The organism is Bacillus sp. COPE52, from assembly GCF_003355115.1.
In the GTDB taxonomy this organism is placed as follows: domain Bacteria; phylum Bacillota; class Bacilli; order Bacillales; family Bacillaceae_G; genus Bacillus_A; species Bacillus_A toyonensis.
In genome coordinates this window covers 4,713,068-4,732,093 of sequence record NZ_CP031292.1, presented here as the reverse complement: position 1 = coordinate 4,732,093, position 19,026 = coordinate 4,713,068, and the positions used below count along the sequence as shown (strand labels likewise).

Annotated in this window: 20 protein-coding genes and 1 other annotated feature; of the genes, 6 read left to right on the top strand and 14 right to left on the bottom strand. The window is 36.9% G+C overall.

Annotated features, from left to right (window positions below):
- The first annotated feature begins 66 nt into the window (after window positions 1-66).
- Window positions 67-495, top strand: coding sequence for a GNAT family N-acetyltransferase (locus DPQ31_RS24035; protein ID WP_001246768.1), 429 nt, complete (start codon window positions 67-69; stop codon window positions 493-495).
- Between the two features lie 25 nt (window positions 496-520).
- Here the strand turns inward: DPQ31_RS24035 and leuS are convergent, their stop codons facing one another.
- The 11 genes from leuS to DPQ31_RS23980 all read right to left on the bottom strand — a co-directional run bounded on the left by leuS (window position 521) and on the right by DPQ31_RS23980 (window position 11,984).
- Window positions 521-2,929, bottom strand: a complete 2,409-nt coding sequence (gene leuS / locus DPQ31_RS24030) for a leucine--tRNA ligase (RefSeq protein WP_000009472.1) — start codon at window positions 2,927-2,929, stop codon at window positions 521-523.
- A 65-nt stretch (window positions 2,930-2,994) separates the two neighbouring features.
- Window positions 2,995-3,213, bottom strand: a binding site (T-box leader).
- 52 nt (window positions 3,214-3,265) lie between these two features.
- A complete protein-coding gene (locus DPQ31_RS24025) occupies window positions 3,266-4,459 on the bottom strand; it encodes an MDR family MFS transporter (RefSeq protein ID WP_001137542.1) in 1,194 nt (397 codons plus the stop codon).
- A gap of 257 nt (window positions 4,460-4,716) precedes the next feature.
- Entirely contained in the window at window positions 4,717-5,940 is a 1,224-nt protein-coding gene (locus tag DPQ31_RS24020) for a cation:proton antiporter (RefSeq protein ID WP_000380433.1), read from the bottom strand.
- A gap of 3 nt (window positions 5,941-5,943) precedes the next feature.
- On the bottom strand, window positions 5,944-6,441 hold the full coding sequence (locus DPQ31_RS24015) for a cation:proton antiporter regulatory subunit (protein WP_001026058.1): 498 nt from the start codon (window positions 6,439-6,441) through the stop codon (window positions 5,944-5,946).
- Between the two features lie 34 nt (window positions 6,442-6,475).
- The gene (locus tag DPQ31_RS24010) at window positions 6,476-7,042 is read right to left on the bottom strand and encodes a tyrosine-type recombinase/integrase (RefSeq protein WP_000454203.1); all 567 of its coding nucleotides are present in this window, start codon (window positions 7,040-7,042) and stop codon (window positions 6,476-6,478) included.
- A gap of 112 nt (window positions 7,043-7,154) precedes the next feature.
- A complete protein-coding gene (locus DPQ31_RS24005; RefSeq protein ID WP_001168331.1) occupies window positions 7,155-7,343 on the bottom strand; it encodes a hypothetical protein in 189 nt (62 codons plus the stop codon).
- A gap of 158 nt (window positions 7,344-7,501) precedes the next feature.
- On the bottom strand, window positions 7,502-9,361 hold the full coding sequence (locus tag DPQ31_RS24000; protein ID WP_098000229.1) for an FtsX-like permease family protein: 1,860 nt from the start codon (window positions 9,359-9,361) through the stop codon (window positions 7,502-7,504).
- Window positions 9,362-9,377: 16 nt separating this feature from the next.
- The gene (locus DPQ31_RS23995) at window positions 9,378-10,139 is read right to left on the bottom strand and encodes an ABC transporter ATP-binding protein (protein WP_000165849.1); all 762 of its coding nucleotides are present in this window, start codon (window positions 10,137-10,139) and stop codon (window positions 9,378-9,380) included.
- 257 nt (window positions 10,140-10,396) lie between these two features.
- The gene (locus tag DPQ31_RS23990) at window positions 10,397-11,419 is read right to left on the bottom strand and encodes a DUF418 domain-containing protein (protein WP_000527724.1); all 1,023 of its coding nucleotides are present in this window, start codon (window positions 11,417-11,419) and stop codon (window positions 10,397-10,399) included.
- Between the two features lie 136 nt (window positions 11,420-11,555).
- Window positions 11,556-11,705: a hypothetical protein gene (locus tag DPQ31_RS23985; RefSeq protein ID WP_001129345.1), complete on the bottom strand. Its 150-nt coding sequence runs from the start codon at window positions 11,703-11,705 to the stop codon at window positions 11,556-11,558.
- A gap of 15 nt (window positions 11,706-11,720) precedes the next feature.
- Window positions 11,721-11,984, bottom strand: coding sequence for a YtzC family protein (locus tag DPQ31_RS23980; protein ID WP_000840865.1), 264 nt, complete (start codon window positions 11,982-11,984; stop codon window positions 11,721-11,723).
- 111 nt (window positions 11,985-12,095) lie between these two features.
- Between DPQ31_RS23980 and DPQ31_RS23975 the strand changes: the two genes are divergently transcribed.
- The 4 genes from DPQ31_RS23975 to DPQ31_RS23960 all read left to right on the top strand — a co-directional run bounded on the left by DPQ31_RS23975 (window position 12,096) and on the right by DPQ31_RS23960 (window position 16,038).
- A complete protein-coding gene (locus tag DPQ31_RS23975; protein WP_000868020.1) occupies window positions 12,096-13,055 on the top strand; it encodes a tRNA modification radical SAM protein MnmL/YtqA in 960 nt (319 codons plus the stop codon).
- Window positions 13,052-13,624: a tRNA 5-(aminomethyl)-2-thiouridylate-methyltransferase MnmM gene (locus DPQ31_RS23970; protein WP_097957406.1), complete on the top strand. Its 573-nt coding sequence runs from the start codon at window positions 13,052-13,054 to the stop codon at window positions 13,622-13,624. Before DPQ31_RS23975 ends, DPQ31_RS23970 begins: the two co-directional genes overlap by 4 nt.
- A gap of 282 nt (window positions 13,625-13,906) precedes the next feature.
- A complete protein-coding gene (locus DPQ31_RS23965; RefSeq protein WP_098710970.1) occupies window positions 13,907-14,581 on the top strand; it encodes an aspartate/glutamate racemase family protein in 675 nt (224 codons plus the stop codon).
- 155 nt (window positions 14,582-14,736) lie between these two features.
- Entirely contained in the window at window positions 14,737-16,038 is a 1,302-nt protein-coding gene (locus DPQ31_RS23960; RefSeq protein ID WP_098911425.1) for a PepSY-associated TM helix domain-containing protein, read from the top strand.
- Window positions 16,039-16,073: 35 nt separating this feature from the next.
- Here the strand turns inward: DPQ31_RS23960 and DPQ31_RS23955 are convergent, their stop codons facing one another.
- The 3 genes from DPQ31_RS23955 to DPQ31_RS23945 form a co-directional block, all read right to left on the bottom strand.
- Window positions 16,074-16,286, bottom strand: a complete 213-nt coding sequence (locus DPQ31_RS23955; RefSeq protein WP_000832127.1) for a hypothetical protein — start codon at window positions 16,284-16,286, stop codon at window positions 16,074-16,076.
- A 61-nt stretch (window positions 16,287-16,347) separates the two neighbouring features.
- Window positions 16,348-17,412 (bottom strand): tetraprenyl-beta-curcumene synthase family protein, encoded by a 1,065-nt coding sequence (locus DPQ31_RS23950; protein ID WP_001102465.1) that lies wholly within the window; start codon window positions 17,410-17,412, stop codon window positions 16,348-16,350.
- Window positions 17,413-17,449: 37 nt separating this feature from the next.
- Window positions 17,450-18,253 (bottom strand): alpha/beta hydrolase, encoded by an 804-nt coding sequence (locus DPQ31_RS23945; protein WP_098657209.1) that lies wholly within the window; start codon window positions 18,251-18,253, stop codon window positions 17,450-17,452.
- A gap of 74 nt (window positions 18,254-18,327) precedes the next feature.
- Here DPQ31_RS23945 and DPQ31_RS23940 point away from each other — a divergent pair, with 74 nt between their 5' ends.
- On the top strand, window positions 18,328-18,840 hold the full coding sequence (locus tag DPQ31_RS23940; protein WP_000640217.1) for a gamma carbonic anhydrase: 513 nt from the start codon (window positions 18,328-18,330) through the stop codon (window positions 18,838-18,840).
- Window positions 18,841-19,026 lie beyond the last annotated feature (186 nt).

The following is a 19,026-nucleotide window of genomic DNA, read 5'->3' as shown; positions in this document are numbered from 1 at the left end:
TTCCTCATTCATGATAGAATCAATTGACTAATTATTCTTTCTCCACTTTAAAAGGAGGCATTTCTATTGAGAAACGTTACAAAAGCTTCAAACGACAATTTAGATTCAATCTTACATATAGATATTGATGTAATTGGAGACGATAGTAGACGAAATTATATTAAACACGCTATTGATAAGGAGCAATGCATCATTGTAAAAGAAGACAATTCTATTTTAGGTTTTCTGACGTATGATACGAACTTCTTTGGCTACACGTTCCTCTCATTAATTATTGTTTCGCCAACAAAAAGAAGACAAGGTCATGCAAGCTCATTAATCTCCTATATGTTAAGTAATTCTCCTACTCAAAAAATATTTTCTTCAACGAACGAATCGAATACAAATATGCAAAAAGTTTTTAAAGCGAATGGATTTATGCGTAGTGGAATAATTGAAAACCTAGATGAAGACGATCCAGAAATTATTTTCTATATAAAAAAGCCCAGAGCATAAAGGCTCTGAGCTTTTCTTTCATTCATTAGTTTGCAACAACGTTAACAAGTTTTCCAGGAACGACAATTACTTTACGAACTGTTTTTCCTTCGATTTGTTCTTTAATTGCTTCAAGTGCAAGTTGTTCCATTTCTTCTTTTGATGCGTCTTTACTCATTGTTAATTTTGCGCGAACTTTGCCCATAATTTGAACAACGATTTCAACTTCATCTTCTACAAGTTTAGACTCATCAAATGTTGGCCAGCTTGCATATGTGATTGTTTCATTGTAACCAAGCTTGCTCCAAAGTTCTTCCCCGATATGAGGTGCAACTGGTGCAATCATTTTTACGAAACCTTCTACATATTCTTTCGGAAGTGTATTAGCTTTGTATGCATCGTTGATGAATACCATCATTTGAGAAATCGCTGTGTTGAAGCGAAGCTCTGCATAGTCTTCTGTTACTTTCTTCACTGTTTGATGGTAAGCTTTTTCAAGCTCTTTATTTGGTGCATCAGTAATTTTCTCACTTAATTCACCGTTATCTTGAACGAACAGGCGCCATACGCGGTCTAGGAAACGACGAGCTCCGTCAAGACCATTTTCAGACCAAGCAATTGAAGCATCTAATGGTCCCATAAACATTTCGTATAGACGAAGTGTATCTGCACCGTGGCTCGCTACGATATCATCAGGATTTACAACGTTACCTTTTGATTTACTCATTTTCTCGTTGTTTTCACCTAGAATCATACCTTGGTTGAATAATTGTTGGAACGGCTCTTTCGTTGGAACTACACCGATATCATATAATACTTTATGCCAGAAACGAGCATATAGTAAGTGAAGTACAGCATGCTCTGCACCGCCGATATAAATATCAACTGGAAGCCATTGTTTTACTTTTTCAGGATCTACAAGTGCTTCGTTATTGTTTGGATCCATGTAGCGTAGGTAGTACCAACAGCTACCAGCCCATTGTGGCATTGTGTTCGTTTCACGACGACCTTTTTTACCAGTTTCAGGATCAACAACATTTACCCACTCTTCGATGTTAGCTAGTGGTGATTCCCCTGTACCTGAAGGACGGATGTTTTCTGTTTTTGGAAGAACTAACGGTAATTCTTCTTCTTTCACAGCTGTCATTGTGCCATCTTCCCAATGGATTACTGGAATTGGTTCACCCCAGTAACGTTGGCGGCTAAATAACCAGTCACGTAGACGATACGTTACTTTTTGATTTCCTGCACTTGTTACTTCAAGCCATTCAATCATTTTTGCGATTGCTTCTTCTTTATTTAGTCCATCAAGGAATGCTGAGTTTACGTGTGCACCATCACCTGTGTACACTTCTTTCGTAATGTCTCCGCCTTTTACAACTTCCTTCATTGGAAGATTGAATACTGATGCGAATTCATAGTCACGCTCATCGTGAGCTGGAACTGCCATTACAGCACCTGTTCCGTAAGTTGCAAGAACGTAATCAGCGATCCAGATTGGTAATTTCTCACCGTTTACTGGGTTAACTGCGTAAGCACCAGTGAATACACCAGTTTTTTCTTTCGCAAGTTCTGTACGCTCTAGGTCACTCTTCATTTTTACAGAATTAATGTAAGCTTCTACAGCTTCTTTTTGTTCTGCTGTTGTAATTTCAGCAACAAGTGCATGCTCTGGAGCAAGTACACAGTATGTTGCACCAAATAATGTATCAGGGCGCGTTGTGAAAACTGTGAACTTCTCATCTGTACCATCAATGTTGAAGTGAACTTCTGCACCTTCAGAACGACCGATCCAGTTACGCTGCATATCTTTTAAGCTTTCCGGCCAATCAAGCTCATCTAAATCTTCTAATAGACGATCTCCGTAAGCTGTAATTTTTAACATCCACTGTCTCATCGGACGACGTTCAACTGGATGTCCACCGCGCTCACTCTTACCGTCAATGATTTCTTCGTTTGCAAGTACTGTACCAAGCGCTGGACACCAGTTTACAGGTACTTCATCAACGTAAGCTAAGCCTTTTTCAAATAGTTTTAAGAAGATCCATTGTGTCCACTTGTAGTAGTTTGGATCCGTTGTATTTACTTCACGATCCCAATCATAAGAGAAGCCTAATGCTTTAATTTGATTACGGAACGTATTAATATTAAGCTCTGTAAATTCTGCCGGGCTGTTTCCAGTATCAAGTGCATATTGCTCTGCTGGAAGACCGAATGCATCCCACCCCATTGGATGAAGAACGTTATATCCTTGCATACGCTTCATACGAGATAAAATATCTGTCGCTGTATAACCTTCTGGATGTCCTACGTGTAAGCCTGCACCTGATGGATATGGAAACATATCTAGTGCATAAAATTTTGGTTTTTCTGTCTCATCTGGCGTACGGAATGTTTTATTCTCTTCCCAATATCCTTGCCACTTCTTCTCAATTTCTTGATGATTAAAGCTCATGAGATACCCTCCTTGAAATTCTATTTATTTTCACCGCCCAAAATACAAAAAACCTCTCATCCCTAGAAAGGGACGAGAGGTTATAGATTCCCGCGGTACCACCCTAAATTAATGTAAAATATACATTCGCTTAGATCCGTAACGTGGATTAACGGCAATTGCTACTATTAGTTTCACAACTGCAACTCAAAGGCGAGTTCATAACGAAACGTGGATTGACTTGCACCGACCGTCAACTCTCTAAACCAGCTTCTATTACTACTACTCCTTTTCACTGTTATTACAAATATGAGTTAATTTAAATATATTCTAAAACATGTTACATGTTCCGTCAAACTAAACTGCAATTTTTTCTTCAACTGTTTCTTCTACTTTTACTCGTTTGTCATAAATGCTCGTTGCTATAAGCGCTACTACAAGCATTACCATGATCGCGATAAACAATACTTCCATATTGTATAAATCAACAATTGCTCCGCCAACGACTGGTCCGAACATTTTCCCTACAGTCGCCGCACTATTTACGACCCCTTGATAAAATCCTAATTTATCTTTCGGTGCAAGTATATTTGCAATGGTCGGAACCGCTGGCCATACGAATAACTCACCAATCGTTAATGTTACCATCGCAACGAGGAACATCGTAAATTGCTGCGCTTGACTTAACACAATGAATGAAGCCGCAAAAATGAAAATCCCAATCATAATTTGTTGTTTTAAAGAACGCTTCATCCAGCGAATTAGCATACTAACGAGCGGCTGCGCACAAACAATCATCGCTCCGTTTATCGTCCATAATAAACTATAGTGACGAAGGCTAATATTTAATTCTTGCATATGTGTTGCAATCGCCCCTTGCCACTGTACGTATGTAACCCAGCATAAGGCATATGCTACACACACAATAAGAAGTGCTTTGAATCCCGGTGTAAGTGACCACCCTTTTTTCGTTTCGACTTCTTTTTGTACCTCTGACCCTTTTTTGTCTTCCATACCACGGAATCCAATAAAAGCAATTAAGAAGAAAACAAAGTATAAAATAAAGTTCGCTAAGAAAATATAATCAAAACGATACGACGCAACTAAACCACCGCACGCTGTTCCAATCGCAATACCAACGTTTTGTCCAACATACATCGCATTAAATGCTCGTCTTCCGCCCTCTGGCCAAACTGTACCAACCATCGCATACATCGATGGAAAGACCATTCCAGAACCAAAGCCAATTAATGCTAGCCATACAACATATAACGGCCAACCGTGGAAGAACACAAGACCTAAAATCGATACGAGTGTAATGACAATTCCTACTAAAATTGATTTATAACCGCCCCATTTATCAAATAAAACACCGCCGAGCAAGTTTCCGATTACACCAGTAAGCGAGTTGATCATTAATACCATTCCAGCCACTGATAAAGATTTCCCTAGATGATCATGCAAATAAATTGTATTAAAAGGCCATAAAAAAGAAGCACCCGTGACATTAATAATCATCCCAGCTACTAATAGCCATACTTTCCTTGGCATATTCTCCCCTCCTATTCTATTTTTTTCGTTCATATATAACAGTAAAATTGTAGTCGTTTTTAAATAGGAAGGCAACTGATTAATAGTTGATGAAATTCAGATAATGGTTTATCGGTAAATGAAATTATATTGATTGCTTCTTGGATTATATCAGCGATTATTAGAATATATCGACTTACCGACAAAAAATAACAACAGTAACAATATATAAAAGGGTAGACTGCATGAAATTTTCATGCAGTCTACCCTTGTTTGTACTACCCAACTTCTTTTTCTCGCTTCGCACGTTCTTTAGCGCTCCATTTAAATATTTTATCCAACAGAGAGTATATCCTCCCAGACTCTTTCGTTAATAAAGGTCCTAACGATGCCAATATTAACACGTATAAAGCTGAAAATGGTTTAATCGTCGCCATTAAGCCGCCCGCAATTCCAATATTCGCGACAATAATGGAGAATTCTCCGCGTGATACAAGCGTTAATCCGATATTCGTAGATGCCTTATGTGATAACCCTGCTTTACGTCCCGCAGCCATTCCAGCGATAAAATTACCGATGAGAGTAATGAAAACTGCTCCTAAGGCCAACCACACGGCTCCTCCAAGAGAAAATGGATCTATACTTAAACCGAAACTGAAAAAGAATATAGCTCCAAAGAAATCACGAAACGGAACGACAAGATGCTCGATTCGATCACTATGCTCCGTTTCAGAAAAGACAAGCCCTAATAATAACGCTCCAATCGCCTCAGCAACATGAATCGTTTCTGAAAAACCAGCCACAAAGAATAAAATAGCGAATATTACGATAATAAAAATTTCATTAGACGAAATATCTAATACTTTATTTAGGAACGGCGTAGCTTTTCGAGCGATTATAAAGAATAATAACATATAGCCTACTGCGATTAAAACAGATGTAAGAGCACCTACAAATGACGTTGCCCCTCCGAGTACTAACCCTGAAACAACTGACAAATATACAGCTAAAAAGATATCATCAAACATAATGATTCCTAAAATTAGCTCCGTCTCTTTATTACCAGATCGCCTTAAATCAACAATTACTTTTGCGACAATTGCACTCGAGGAAATTGTTATGATTCCGGCAATAATTAATGTTTCTAATAAGGGGAAACCCATTATATATCCGTAAAGCAAACCTAATATAAAATTAAGCGATATATGAACAGTTCCCCCAAAAGCAATCGACTTTCCGGATTTAATTAATTTTTTTATTGAGAATTCTAAGCCTAAATAGAATAAGAGGAATATGACGCCAACACGGCCGAGGAAGGAAATTACTTCTCCGCTTTCAATAAACCTTAAATCGATAAGCCCTAAATCTGGGGCATGAGGCCCCACTAGCATACCAAGTATAATGAGAAACGGAATAATCGAAAACTTTAACTTTGCAGCGAGGATAGCTGCAAAAGCTACTAATACTAACGCAGTTCCAACTTCAAAGACTAAAGTATCCATCGATTATGAGTCACCTCCCGCTGAAAGCAACTCATTAATAATTCTCTTCACTTCATGTCTTTCACCCGATAATACGAGCATATCACCAGCCTCAATGATAGAATCTGGACCTGGATTGAAAAATTTCTTCATATTCTTTTTCAAAATAGCAATGATTGTTACGTTATATGTTTTACGAACATGTAAACTACCAATTGTCTTTTGTACGACTGGTGCGTTATTTTCTATTTTAAACCACTCAATTGATAATCCTTCAAAAGCCATCTCAATCGTGTCTAACGCTTGTGGCCTATAGACCATTCCGCCTAATATAGCCGCAATTTGTCTCGCTTCAGAATCGCGAAGAGAAATGCTTGAAATACTCTCATCATGATCCACATCAAAATGATACATTTCTCTTCTTCCATCATCATGAATAACGATAACCATTTTTTCATTACCTTTCGTAATTACTTCAAACTTACAACCAATACCCGGAAGTTCACTTTCTCTAATATTCATATTTTCCGCCCCCTAAAATTTTTAGTTACGGCTTTTACAAATCTACATCGATCTCCGTTTTAAACTTTTCATCTTTTGAAATACCTAAATATTTGAGCGTTTCTGATGGCGTTGCGTGATGGAAATGTTTTTGCAGTAGCGCAATCGCTATTCCTCTTTTGTACGCGTGAAACCCAAATGTTTTTCTCATTGAATTCGTTCCAATCTTCCCAACAATTCCAACTGCTTCCGCAGCATTATGAATCACCCGATAAGCTTGTTGACGCGTAATTGAATTTGTCGTTTTATTAGATTGAAATACGTAGTTTTCTCTTTGAGCATCAAAAGATTGTACGTACGCTAAAAGCGCTTCTTTTACTTTTGTATTTAAATAAATATCTTGTTTAAATTTTTCATCTTTCACAGGAAGAGAATAAAACTCTTTAGCAGTTCCATCTTCATTTAATACATCTTCAAACTTCATACTAAGTAGCTCAGTAATTTTTAATCCCGTGTTAATTCCAATAACGAATAAAAGATAATCTCGCTGGGAATGCTCTTTCAAATATTTTTTCATAGCCTCAATTTGGCTTATATCTTTTAGTGCCTCTACAACTTCCATACATGTATTCTCCTCATCTTATGAACGGTAATTTTCTCATCATGTTGTCCATTTTACCTTATCATGCTATGGGAATTCCATGTATTATCCATTTCCTTTTAAATTTTTTACGCTATACAATTGAAGCGATATACTTTAATGCACCTAAAAATTCTGGATATTTATGATTTGGAAACTTACTATTGTAAAAATACGTTGCGGTTAGAAAAATAACGAGGGATAAAGATGAAAATAGTAAAACTTCTTTGGACCTTAGCGCTATACTTATAACTTCAAATAAAGATCCATCTTCTTTCTGCAAGTTGGATTCCTCCTTTCATTTCCTGCTACTTTATACATTCATTTTATGTTACTTAATTATATTCTATAACACAATTAAGTAACATATCAATGTTTTTTGATATTTCTTTCTGAAAATAAAGAAAAATACCGAGCACCCTATGCTCGGTATTTTTGTTATTAGTCCTCTTTCGGAAGAACAATTCCTTTATACAATTGAACTGTAATGAAGTAGTAGATCGCATAAATGACTACGAAAATTACAATCGGTACCCAAATACGGAAATACGGATCAACTAAAATGAAACCAAAAATATTCATACCAACTAATACATGGGCAATACCGACAATTGCCGGGAATAAGAATACTAAGAACAACTCTTTATAAATCGATTTCGTTAATAATTCACGGCGCACACCGATTTTACGAAGCATTTGATAACGCGTAATATCTTTTGATGCACCAGAAAGAATTTTAAACATTAAACAACTTGCCATCATCGCTAAGAAAGCAATTCCAAGGAAGAAGCCCATAAATACTGTTCCACTCGCAACGCCATAGAACATGTCGTAAGCTTGATATTTACTATTTAATCTTTCAGCTGCTACATTTTTATATTTATCTAGCTGCAACTCGTCAAGTTTTTTCCATTCTTTTGTGTATGCTACAAAATCATCTGTTTTCCCTGTAAATACGATTCCTTCTTTACCATTTACAGTATCGTACATTTTTTGATCTACAATTTTAATTGCATGATTCTCATATACGTAAAATGGGTGAATTGTTCTGAAAGCCTCGTCCCATTCTTCTGGAAGTTCTTTAGCGTTCGCATCTTTTTCATTCATTTCTCTAGAAACTGCACCTACCGGTAGTTCCTCTGAAACTTTCTTCGTATTCACTAAATCTTTCATCGACTTCATATTTGACATATCTTTTATTAAAGGACGATTTTTTTCTAAATCTTCTTTTACATAATAAACGTATTTACCATCTACTTTGTAACGATATTCGTTTTTCTCTTTAAATGTAATACCGTCTAAAATTTTCTTTTCTTCAGCTGTTGGGTTATGAACTACTGAATCATATATTACTAAACCATCTACCATTTTTATAACATTATTTTTAAACGCCATACCACCTGAAATTGCACCGGCTCCAAGAGCAACTAACATTGCTACTGTCGCAAGCACTTTCGTTAAACTATTAATACGGAAGTTTAATTGTGCAAAAGTAAAAGCGTTAAGCCCTTTTTCGCTTCGTTTTTTATTACTTTTTAACTTTTTAATAATAACAGGAAGAAGCGATCCAAATAGCATGTAAGTACCAGCTGTTGTTGTAATTAATGCAATAAGGATTCCCATTTCTCTTAGCTTTTCCATATAAATCATTGATGCATAGCCAATACCTAATAAAATAACCGCAAGGAATGCAACTAAACCTGTCATTTTCCCTTTTACTGCAACACGTTCTGTTTGTGCATCTGCATGTACAAGTTGTAATACAGAAATACGTGATAATTTAATACTATTCATAATTGCTGATAATACAAATAATGCAAAGAAGAAGATGCAAGTAACAGTCATGGATGGTAAATAAAATGCTTTATAACCTTCACCCGCAAATTCGAGTTGTTTCATTAACAACTGACCAATACCTTCAGCAAGTCCTACACCAACTGCAAGTCCAATCGCAAGAGACGCGGCACCTAATACAATTGTCTCAATAAACATAAGTAATGTAACTTTATGCTTTTTTGCTCCTAACATCATATACATACCAAACTCTTTTTGACGAAGTGATAGTAAGAAAGAGTTCGCATATAAAATATAGAAGAAGGTTATAATTGCTAATAAAAATGAACCTGCTTGGAATACGAATCCAATTGATTTAATAACTGAGTTAGATTCGATAAACGCTTCATTCAGCGCTAACGTTTGGAACATATAAAAAATTGAAATCGACATGACAAGACCAACAAGTAAGACGATATAATCTTTCAGCTTACTTTTTAGCCCTGACATGGAAAGTTTGAATAACATGCCAAAGTCTCCTTTCTTACGCTTTTTGTGTGCCTAAGTCTGCAAGCACATCTAAAATTTCTTTATAAAACTCTTCACGTGTACCACCACGGTGAATTTCTTTATATAGCTCACCATCTTGAATGAATAAAATACGCTGACAGTAACTTGCACTATACGGATCATGTGTAACCATCATAATAGATACGCCTTGATCTTCATTTAAGTTTGTCATCGCATCAAGTAAACTCGCTGCATTTTTAGAATCAAGCGCTCCTGTTGGCTCGTCCCCTAAAATAATTGCAGGCTCATGTACTAAAGCGCGCGCTGCTGCCGAACGTTGCTTTTGTCCACCAGATACTTCAGATGGATACTTTTGAAGTATTTCTGTGATTCCTAACATATCTGCTACTTTTTCTACTTTCGGTCCAATGTTACGTGATGAAACACCTTGAAGTGAAAGTGGAAGTGCAATGTTTTCATAAATAGATAAGTTTTCTAATAAATTAAAGTCTTGGAAGATGAATCCTAACTTTTGTGAACGGAAATCTGAAAGCTCACCTTGCTTCATTTTTGTAATATCCGTACCCGCAATTTCAACAACGCCGCCTGTTGCTTTATCTAACGTTGAAATTACATTTAATAATGTCGTTTTACCAGAACCAGATGGTCCCATAATTCCTACAAACTCACCCTCTTGAATTGAGAATGATACACCTTTTAACGCGTGTGATTGGTTCTCACCTTTTTTACCGTACACTTTTTGAACGTTTTTCACGTCTACAACTGGTTTCGTCATATATATCCTCCTATGCTTGTTTTTCCATTACCTATTTTGCGCTTTTTGGAGGGGAACTGCTATTTGTTAACATTACATTTACCTTACACTTTTGTAATATAAAAAGGCTGAGCATGTAAGGTTGGCTTTTTTCCTTTAAATACAAATTCGTTCACTTTTTGAAATGGTACATCCGCAAATGAAATTATATTGACTTACCGACAAAAGCTGAAAATAAAAGTAGGCTGTTCCACAAAAGGAACAGCCTACTTCTCTTTTTATTTCTTTAAAGGTGTTACCGTCCAGTACGTAATAACACGCCAAATCCATTCTAGTGGACCCATCTTAAAGATTTTCATCCAAATCACACTAAACACAATTTGAATTGCGTAAATTGCAATACATACATATAACGTCTGCATGTACGTTAAGTTTCCCGCAAAGTTAAATGCACTTCCTGCAATTAAAATCATTGCAGTTTGTCCGATATAATTTGTTAACGCCATACGACCATAGTATTTGAGTGGTGCTAACAATGTTTGAACTGTTTTTAATTGAAGTAATAAAATTAATGCGCCCACATAGAAAGCTGAAATGACTGGTCCAACTGTAACACCAATTTTTAAAAATTGGCCTGCAGCATCCATTGTTCCGTCCTCATTCATAAGTATCATATTTACAAATGGCTCAGCAGGCACGTGCCCGTATTGATACCATACAGCTACGACACTTAAAACAAACATAATACCTGTAAAAATAGCGACTTTCTTTATATTTTTTGAAAGATTTTCAAATACACGATATTGGCCTGCAGCAAGACCTAATAAAATTAAACCAAGTGGTAATAGTTCTTTAACACCCATTACACTAAAGGCTATTGTCAAAATAAGACCAATTACTAAGTTCACTTGTTTTTTCGCTTTATAAAACGGTAAAACGATTAACCCGCAAATTGCATATAACGTTAGCGCTTCTCCAGGCTGAAACATGTAATGAATCAAACCGAAAATAAATAATGCAACTACGCGGCGTAGAAATAAAATGTATCCATTTTTCCCTTTTGCAATTGCTCTCGTAATGAAGATATAGAATCCCACTCCAAATAAGAATGAGAAAATCGAGAAGAAACGACCTTCTACAAATAAGTATAGAAACCTTTGATAACTTGCATCCACTGTATTAGGGTCTGGAATTTTAATATTAAGTAGTGCAAGAATATTTACTAAAATAATCCCCAGTAGTGCGAAACCACGAATGTAATCTAACTCATCAATTCGTTTGTTTGTAATATTGTTCCCCATAAAGCAACTCCTTGTATAAAATTTAATCCTTCCTTACTCTACTGGAAAAGGACAATCGTAACTATCGGTTAACCTTACAGGAATCTTACATTATTGTAATATAATAAAATAAAACCAGGTCATATTGCGACCTGGTCTACTCTGATTGCTTCGATCTTTGAGGTTGTCCTTTTTTACTGTTGCGCTGTTTCACTTGCACAACTGGATCAAGCTCATTCGAAAACTCAGCGTTATGTCCATTTTGTGTTTTTTGTTCTGGGTTATTTTGATCTGAACGTTTCGCCATTACATTCACTCCTTATTAGTGCGGTGTAATAATCATTTGATGTTGCAATTGGCGAATTGCCATACGTGCTCTATTTAACTGCTCACGTTGCTCATCATTCGCATGTTGTTGCATCGTTTGTAAATCGTTATATGCTTGTTCTAATTGTAACTGTGCATCTGAATACTCCATCGTATTGTAATGCTCTTGTCTCATACCAAGATCTAATTGCTCTTTCGCATATTCCACCGCTTGTTCCGCCTGTGTAATATACGATTCAAGTGATTGACGCTCTGCCATAATTGTCCCTCCTTGCTTCAATTCCCCTTTAGTGTGTCCCTTCCATCTGAACCTTATGAGTATGTTATAATGGATTTTGTTTCATTTTGACTCGGCTTAGGAGGGAAAATAATGAAGGTTCAAAACCCTTTTCCATATACAAACGACAATAAACGTTATCATACATGGAATTACCATTTACGAAATGAATTTGGTGAAAAAATCTTTAAAGTTTCATTAGATGCTGGCTTCGATTGTCCGAACCGTGACGGTACAGTTGCTTACGGTGGTTGTACATTTTGCAGTGCTGCCGGATCTGGCGACTTCGCTGGTGATCGCCGCGATGATGTTATAACGCAATATCATGAAATGAAAGAAAAAATGCGTTCAAAGTGGAAAGATGGAAAATGTATCGCTTATTTTCAGGCTTATACAAATACACATGCACCACTTGAAGTGTTAAAAGAAAAATTCGAACCGCTTCTAGCAGAAAAAGACGTTGTCGGTCTTTCTATCGCGACTCGTCCAGATTGCTTACCGGACGATGTCGTTGCATATTTAGCGGACTTAAATAAACGCACGTACCTTTGGGTTGAACTCGGATTACAAACTGTTCATGAACGAACTGCCAATCTGATTAACCGTGCTCACGATTATCCTTCTTACGTTGAAGGCGTAAATAAATTACGTAAACATGGCATTAGAGTTTGCTCTCATATTATTAACGGCCTTCCTCTTGAAGATTACGACATGATGATGGAAACAGCTCGTGAAGTAGCGAAGCTTGATGTACAAGGAATTAAAATCCACTTACTTCACTTATTAAAAGGAACGCCAATGGTGAAGCAATATGAAAAAGGACAACTAGAATTCCTTTCTCTTGAGGATTACGTAAGTCTCGTTGTAGACCAACTTGAAATGATTCCAGAAGACGTAATTGTGCACCGTATCACAGGTGACGGTCCACCTGATTTAATGATTGGCCCAATGTGGAGCTTAAATAAATGGGAAGTATTAAATTCCATCGATGCAGAATTTGTACGCCGCGGAAGCTGGCAAGGAAAATATGCAAATGAGGAGAAACAAAAATGAAATTAGAACGTGTATTACCGTTTGCTCGCACTCTCTTGCAAACGGCAGTAAAAGAAGGCGATTACGCTGTAGATGCAACGCTCGGCAATGGGCATGACACTTGCTTCCTAGCTGAAATCGTTGGAGATAACGGAAAAGTATTTGGATTTGATATTCAAAAAGAAGCTATCGAAAGTTCTACCATCCGTCTAAAAGAAAAAGAACTTTTTGAACGTACAGTTTTAGTTCACGATAGTCACGATACACTTGTATCCGTATTACCAGAAGATGCAAAAGGAAAAGTGACAGGCGCAATCTTCAACTTAGGTTACCTTCCAGGCGGAGACAAACATATCGTTACAAAGCCGAACTCAACGATTTCGGCGATCGAACAGTTATTAGAAGTAATGGCACCTGAAGGTATCATCGTCCTCGTCATTTACCACGGACATCCAGAAGGACAAGTAGAACGCGACGCTGTACTTAAATTTGCAGAAGAACTCGACCAAAAACATGCTCACGTTTTGCGATACGGCTTCATTAACCAACAAAACAACCCGCCATTTATTGTGGCGATTGAGAAGCGATAAAGTGAAACTTTAATCAGTGGGGGCATCCCCCGCCGATTATCAGCCCTCACCAGTCGGGCATTTACGGGGTAATTATATCAACGATTTTTCAATTATATCTATCATAACTCGGGATATATCAACGATTTTTTCGATATATCTATCATAACTTACAATATATCAACGATTTCTTGGATATATCGATTGTTCGACAAAACATAACAAAAAGACGTGCACTCACTGCACGTCTTTTTGTTATTCTCCTATATAATGGATATATACAATGTTAAAGGAGACGAAAAAATGATTGGAATACTAGCAGGAATGGGGCCAAAATCAACTGGGCCATTCGTCGATACAGTTGTAGCAGAGTGCCAAACAATATACGGAGCAAAACATGATATAGACTTTCCTCATATGATGATTTATTCTTGCCCAACACCGTTTTACATGGATCGTCCTATCGATCACGAAGCGATGAAAAAAGCGATTATTGAAGGAGCACAAAAACTCGAAAGTGCTGGTGTAGACTTTATTGCTATGCCTTGCAATACAGCGCATCTTTATTTTGAAGAATTACAGCATTCTCTTTCTATTCCAATTTTGAATATAGTCGATGAGACGTTACGAGCAATTCCTGAAACTGTAAAAAGAGTCGCTCTTCTCGCAACAGAAGCGACTGTTCAAGCTGGAATTTACCAAGACGGGATTGCAAAACGTAATATAGAATACCTCCATAATGAAAAATGGCAGGAGATGATTAATCAAATTATTACTTGTATTAAAAGCGGAGAAGTTGAAGAAGCCCGCAAATTATGGAGCGCGCTCGTTTTACAATTAAAAGATGAAATAGATACTGCTATTATCGCATGTACTGATTTGAATGTTGTGGCGAGTGAGGATTTTGTGGATTCTGCTCAATGTCTTGCTGAGGCGGTTGTTAGGATGTATCTATCAAATACTAAGAGATCTTCATAAACATAGAAAACAGCCCTTTTAAAATGTGTTTTTTGTTTGCTAAAAATCCCCAAAACTTTTAACTTTCTTCACAATTCTTTCAAAGTATCCACACTTAATCTCGCTATATTAAATAAGTAGTTATTCATATAGGGAAGGTTAGGGGAACTGAAAGTATGAAAGTAAATCGTTCGCTTCATTACATTTTTTGGCGTTGGCATTTTTATGCTGGGCTTTTTATTACGCCACTTCTTATTACGTTGTCACTGAGCGGAATTGGGTATTTATTTCGAGAGGAAGTTGAAGATTTCATCTATAAAGATTTATATTTTGGGAAGAGCGCCCAAACAGAATCTATTTCGATGTCTGATTCTATTTCCTTAACAGAGAAAAAATATCCACATTATAGTGTGGCGAAAATTAGTGAGTTTAATGGGGATTATAATACGAGGCTTACTATTGCAAATGAATATACTGGGCAACAAAAATATGTGTATTTAGATAGCAATAATCAAATTGTTGGGGATCAAAACGCTAGTGAAACGTTTGCCAATATCATGCGGGAATTACATAGTTCTCTTTTAGTTGGTGGTACTGTCGTCAACTATATTGTAGAACTCGCGGCATGCTGGACAATCTTTTTAATTATGACTGGTTTATATATGAGTATACGCCAATTCAAAAACACACCATCATCCAATAAGCGAGAAAAAGCAAAACGGCGTCATTCTATTATCGGTATTATATTTACAATTCCTCTCGTTCTGCTAGTCGCATCTGGATTGCCGTGGTCAGGATTTATGGGCAACCAAATTTATAAAATCGCAGCGTCGAATGAATCGATCGGATATCCCAAATTATATATGGCACCGCCTGAATCGAAGGTAAAAGAATTGCCGTGGGCAACAAGAAAAGAAGCTCCGCCTGAATCGAATTCAAATGAACCGAAAGCAATTTCTGTCGATGAATTACAAAAAGGAATTGAAATAAAAAAGCCATATGTTATCTCACTACCAGCTGATCCGAAAGGTGTATTCACTGTTTCAAAATCGAGCGGTTCTGGTATTACGGGTATGCATGTTGCACCCAATGAAGAGATAACAGCTTACTTTGATCAATATAGCGGAGAACTCATTTCAAAAACGGACTATCGTGATTATGGCTTATTTGCACAATGGTTCACTTACGGTATCCCGCTTCACGAAGGACATTTATTCGGATGGCCAAATAAAATATTATGCTTACTAACGACATTTTCTTTATTACTTCTCATTTATTACGGAATAAAAATGTGGTTAGCAAGAAAACCGAAAGGAAAATTAGCAGCACCGCCAAAGCAAAGAGATAAGAAAAGCGTACTCGTTTTCTTTATCATGATGGTTATACTAGGCGCTGTCATGCCTTTATTCGGACTATCTGTTTTAGTTATTTTCGCGATTGAACTTCTTATATATGTATTTTCAAAAATACGATCATAATAAAAAGCATTTGTACCCCCGTGTACAAATGCTTTTTATTTACTATTTTCTTTTTTCCTACCACTTATTAAAAAGACAATGTCTACTATAATAATCAATGCAATGATAACTTGAGCCACATAATCCATCGTTGTAGGACCGCCGGCTTTATTCATCATCATATACGTTCCAGTTACAAATGAAATGGAAAGTAGCACGAGTAATGTTACTTCCATATGGTCATATACCCTTTGAAACACTCTCTTCATTTCCACCACCTCTTTCCCATATTATAACAAGAAAACCACTCTACAAGAGTGGTTTTCTTCATCACTGCGCCATTTTCTTTCGGTACAACTTCCCGTTCCAATAGAAGAATCGTGAAGTAAGCCCTCCGTATTTTACAATGCGCCGTGCCATTTTGTGCATATTCTTTTGTGCTGATACTTTTTGGTCTGATAAATAAATACCAAGTAACCCTCGGCTAATAAGACGATGAAACTTCGCATGAGGCAAATCACCAATGCTGTTCTCTGCTTCTTCTACAAAATGTTTCATGCGATCTAATATCGCTTGCTCATTTTCGTAATAACTACAGAAATTCAAATCTCCGCCTATACGGTCTTCTTCTTGATCAATGAAATAATCAAGCAAAATATGAAGTCCTTGTACGTAAGGGAAGTATCCTTGTCTAATTTTCGCAATATCTTCATCATGTAATTCATCATGAAATGCATATGCTACAAGACAGAAGATTCCAAGCGTAGAACCCGCACATGCTGAAAATTCAAACCAGCTCATCTCGGGTAAGTTTTCTTTATGTGCTTCAAACCATGTTTTTAAACGTGGTTCTCTTTCTTCTAACTTCACGTGTTTATGAATTTGTAAATCACAATAATAACAAGCTAGTTCATGAAGAACAGGAGCAATTTTGTCATAGTGCTTCGTTTTCTTTAAAACATCTTGGCACGTTTCAACAAGTTCATCTAAATAACCACCATCATCTTGATCATCACGATAACGATAATAATTACCGCCACCTTCTACTTCAGGTGATAATGCCATTAACATGGATTCATGCAGCGCGGCAAAATCGTTCGGATCAAGCGATGTACTGCGATCACATAAATTATCTAAATAGTCGCTAATCGTTTGATACGCTACGATAAAACGAATACATTCCTCTCGGTGTTCATTTGCTAATAGCGCTAAAATGCCACCGCCCTCGCAATGAAACGTTTTATGCTCAATACTTGCGATTGCCTGACTATGAAGCTCATCATTCGGAATATGGTAGGCACGCTCTTTCCACATCGCTAGCTCATGGTGTACAACCGGAAACACATCACGGTATACTTTCGCCATGAGCGTTATGGGATTACTCGGTACGTTCACTTCTTCCTTCATCTCCTCTATTCATTGTACAAATAATTTACTTATTTGTTTCTATTATGTTATTGATACGTATTTCAGTAAATGACTGAATATAATTCAAAATTTCATCACGCTCATACTCATTTAATAATTCATGATAACAATTAGGCCATTCTTTATATGCCTTATCACTTATTTTAACATTATCAAACCACATGCGGACACGTATTTTATCTACAAGTTTATCCTCACATGCTTGCATTAGCAAGAGCGGAACATCTGGAAAATCGTTTATTTTCTTATGAGCCATTTCAATAGACTTAATTAATTCACTATACCAACGTACTGATACTTTGCGCAAGAACAATGAATCATTCTCCATCGCATCTCTCACTTCATGATTACGTGTCGACATTTCCACTGTAAGATTCGTTGCAAATTGCAATTTTGGTGCAACAACATTTAATATTTTTGAAGCCGCTCGAAGCGGAGCAGCAGGTGCAGCTAATACGCCTAAACATGGCGAACTTAAAATGATACCATCTATATCTTCTCTCTTCGTTTCTTGCATCATACGAATCACGATAAGACCGCCCATACTATGACCGAATAGAAAAATAGGTACCCGGTATTTTCTAGCTTCTTTCACCCATAATTTAACTTCTTCTATGTATTCATCAAATGAATCAATATGTCCTCTATTTCTCGAAGTCGTTCCATGTGACGGAAGGTCTCCCATCACGACGTGGTAGCCGATATGATTCCACATTTCCGCGACCGCTTCGTAGCGTCCGTGATATTCCATTGCGCCGTGTACAATAACGACTACAGCTTTCGCTTCCTCCGCTTCATAATTCCACATACAGACCTCCTCCATTTCACTCTTTTTCATAATTTGATACACTAAAACTAGTCTCTAGGAAAGGAAGGCTTTACATGATATATCCTTATAAAGAAAAAAACCCAAAAATTTCGAGTAGTGCTTTTATCGCTGACTATGTTACGATTACAGGCGATGTTTCCATTGGTGAAGAAGCAAGTATTTGGTTTAATACAGTCATCCGAGGTGACGTATCACCGACTATAATTGGAGACCGGGTAAATGTACAAGATCAATGTACACTCCACCAAAGCCCTCAGTATCCTCTTATTTTAGAAGATGACGTTACAGTTGGACATCAAGTCATTTTACATAGCTGTCACATTAAAAAAGATGCTTTAATTGGAATGGGATCTATTATATTAGATGGTGCTGAAATTGGTGAAGGAGCCTTTATCGGTGCTGGGAGTCTCGTTTCACAAGGGAAGAAAATTCCACCAAATACGTTAGCGTTCGGTCGCCCAGCGAAAGTCATTCGTGAATTAACAGAAGAAGACCGTAAAGACATGGAACGAATTCGCACACAATACGTTGAAAAAGGTCAATACTATAAATCATTACAAAAATAATTTTCCTGCTGCCATAAGATTGGCAGCTTTTTTCATCCCGATTGGTGAAGGCTAATAATCAGTGGTGGATGAACAGAATCCCCACTGATTAAAGTTTCACTTTATAAAAACTAACTTTTTCTTTACAAAACATTATTATTCCCTCAACAAAATCTTATTAAAATAGAAGCAAATATCTCCATATAT